Origin of the sequence: Holdemanella sp. MSK.7.32 (genome assembly GCF_024460475.1) — a bacterium.
Taxonomy (GTDB): domain Bacteria; phylum Bacillota_I; class Bacilli_A; order Erysipelotrichales; family Erysipelotrichaceae; genus Holdemanella.
In genome coordinates this window covers 1-2,440 of the sequence record NZ_JANFYN010000094.1, presented here as the reverse complement: position 1 = coordinate 2,440, position 2,440 = coordinate 1, and the positions used below count along the sequence as shown (strand labels likewise).

At 37.3% G+C, this 2,440-nt stretch carries 2 protein-coding genes; both read right to left on the bottom strand.

Features of this window, described 5'->3' with window-relative positions; all coding sequences use genetic code 11:
- Positions 1-256: 256 nt before the first annotated feature.
- Complete coding sequence (locus NE544_RS11895; RefSeq protein ID WP_256269484.1) at positions 257-1,210, bottom strand: hypothetical protein; 954 nt, start codon at positions 1,208-1,210, stop codon at positions 257-259.
- An 83-nt stretch (positions 1,211-1,293) separates the two neighbouring features.
- A partial coding sequence (locus NE544_RS11890) for an MBG domain-containing protein (RefSeq protein ID WP_305145742.1) occupies positions 1,294-2,440 on the bottom strand: 1,147 nt, incomplete at its 5' end.

The window sequence follows — 2,440 nt, the reverse complement described above, 5'->3', positions numbered from 1 at the left end:
TATACAATTCTATATTAACCAGAATACTTTTCTTCCTGGTTTCATAATACGAAAAGAACTCGGACAACTAAAATGTTGCCCGAGCCCAAAATTAGCTATAAACCGTTTTGGGGTATATGCCGCCCCTTAAATTCTTGGAGAGCAAATTCACCTAACCCCATCCAAATTTATTGCGCCAATTTATTGCGCCAATCAAAATGGGTATTGGACGGTAAAGGAGTAGCACGAGGCTACTCCTTTTGTGTTATTAACTTTGTTAAGCTTGTTGTGCTTCTTCGTCTTCATCGTCATTATCAACGTTTTTCCATTTACGTCCTACGAAGAATACTACGATTTGTACGAATCCAATAACAACCATCCAAATTGTCCATTGATCTGTCCAAGTCCAAGGAAGACTTAAGTCTTCAGTTACTAGGAAGAATACAACAGATACGATTGCGATTAGAACAGCAAGTACGCGAGTGAATAATCCACGTTTCTTTTCTTGTTCTTTATCTTCATCATCATTTGTAGTTGTTTGATCTTTAGTTTCATCATCTTCTTCGTCATCATCTTCATCTTTATGACGTTTAGAGATCAACAATAATAATCCGAATAATACTGTTAAGATTGCACAAATCAAGTTGATTAATGCCCAATAGTACTGAGGTGATGCCTTAGGCGTATACTCTTCTTCAACCTTTTCTTCTTTCTTAGGTTCAGCCTTAGGAGTTGTCTCTTTTTCAACTGTTTCAACAGGAGTCGTTACCTGAGGAGCACTTGGAGTACGAGGCGTTGTACTAGTTGTACTACTTGGTGTACTTGGTGTACTTGGTGTTGCTGGAGTTACAGGAGCAGGAGCTGATGTAATTGTTAATGTACCAACAACCTTAGTAATGTTATAGTTAGAAGCTAATGTATTTTCATTCAATTTGTATTCGAATGAGTTAGCACTATTTCCAACCTCTGTCTGAGTTCCAGTTACCTCATAAGAAGCACCTTCACCCTCTACGAATCCATCACCACTGACTGTGATAGAAGTATTCGTTAATGCACTACCATCATATACCTTGCTTACTGTAGCACTTGTCAATGTTACAGAACGCTTAGTAATCTTATAAGTCTTAGTGAATGATCCAGTATAGTTACCTAATCCAGCAACCTTAATTGTCACTGTACCAACATTTACTAGATCTGAACTGTAAGTTACTGAGTAATCTGTTCCAGCCACTAATTCTTTACCAGTCTTAGTATCTGTTACAGTTAATACTTCTTTATGTTCCTTACCATCATACTTAGAATCACTTGGTTCATTTACTGTAATACCAGTCTTTTCTGATTCAGGAGTATCCTTTCATCAGGAACGATTGACTTAGCCTTAACAGTTAATTTACCAATAGATTCCTTAGCCAATGTATAGTTAGTAGCCTTAGCAGACTTCCATACTAATTCATAAGTATTCTTAGAAGTACCCACTTCAGTCTGACTACCAGTAGTAGTAAATTCGACTGTTTCACCAGAAACAATACCCTCTACCTTACCACCAGCTGTTAATGCAGTACCAGAATAAGTCTTAGTTGCACTTTCAGTAGTTACTGTATATTCCTTAGGAGTTACTTTATAAGAACGTTTAACAGTTCCACTGTAGTTACCAATACCTGTAATAGTTACTTCAACAGTTCCTACATCTTTGAAATTCTTAGTTGAGTATTCTACTGTGTAATCTGTACCAGCTTCTAATTTCTTATCAGCCTTATCCGTTACTGTAGGGATCCACTTGTGTTCCTTACCATCATAAACTTTATCACTTGGACTATTTACCTTAGCACCTGTATAGTCTGGATTTGGTTTTTCTGGATCTGTACCTGGATCAATTGACTGACTTGTGATTGTCAATGTTCCAGCTACGTAAGTTACTGAGTAGTTGCCTTGTAGTTTATCACCTTTTACTGTGATTTCATACTTACCAGCAGCTTCTCCAGTTTCTCTTGACAATGTGTATTCAACTGTATCATTTCCAAGAGTTCCAGCTACTTTTGCCGTCAACTTAGGATCTGCTTCTCCAAATACCTTTGTCTTGTCTTCAGCTGTTACCGTCACACTCTTAGGAGTGATCTTATAAGTACGTGTTACTGTTCCAGTGTAGTTACCTTTACCAGTAATAGTTACTTTAATAGTTCCTACATCTTTGAAATTCTTAGTTGAGTATTCTACTGTGTAATCTTTACCAGCTTCTAATTTCTTATCAGCCTTATCTGTTACTGTAGGGATCCACTTGTGTTCATTACCATCGTATACTGCATCCTTAGGACTATTTACCTTAGCACCTGTATAGTCTGGATTTGGTTTTTCTGGATTTGTACCTGGATCAATTGATTGACTTGTGATTGTCAATGTTCCAGCTACGTAAGTTACTGAGTAGTTTCCTTGTTCAGCTTTACCACTTGGTGTGATTGTATAC